This is a genomic window from Vibrio sp. 1580 (genome assembly GCF_033340055.1).
The window spans coordinates 1-580 of sequence record NZ_JAWOVT010000501.1 but is presented as its reverse complement, the minus strand read 5'-3'; the positions used below and the strand labels follow the sequence as shown (position 1 = coordinate 580).

Below are 580 nucleotides of genomic sequence, written 5' to 3'. Positions count from 1 at the left end.
GTTTCTGTTACATCAATAATGTCTTCATCTGGGTTCAGCACGCAATCTTGGAAGCCGCTTTGTGCCGATGCCTGAAAATCCACCCCAATTACGCCAATGTATAAGTAGCCCTTCGCTGATTCAAAGTGCGCTCGCGCTTTATCGCACATGCCTTGTTCAACAAGGTTTGGCAAAATATTTCCAAATGGGTCTTCCTCACCATCGCTGATCACGATCAGCATTTTCAGCCGCTCGTTATATTGTTCAATCTCATCCTCAGTACTTCCACTGGCGGGACGCCCTTTATCCATGGCTTGAAAACCACGCAATAAACCTTGATAAGCAGCCGTACCACCTCCGGCTCGCATTCCTTGCATTTCTGCACGTTTACTTTTGTCCGCAGTAAGCGGAATAGTATAAAAGCCATTCTTGCCAGGGCTTGTTAAGCTATCTCTATAAAGGTTGTTGTTGTTGGAATCAAAATGGAAATTAATGTTCGGATCCGACACCTTATCGTTAAACATATCATTCACCGATGTAGCGTAATCAATGTAAACCGGCACCTCCAGATAGTTGCTGCTGCCATTTTGATCTAATACGT

Annotated in this window: 1 pseudogene; it reads right to left on the bottom strand. The window is 44.5% G+C overall.

What is annotated here, in order from left to right:
* Positions 1 to 580 (bottom strand): annotated as a pseudogene (locus R7093_RS26810) (TadE/TadG family protein); the annotation flags it as partial.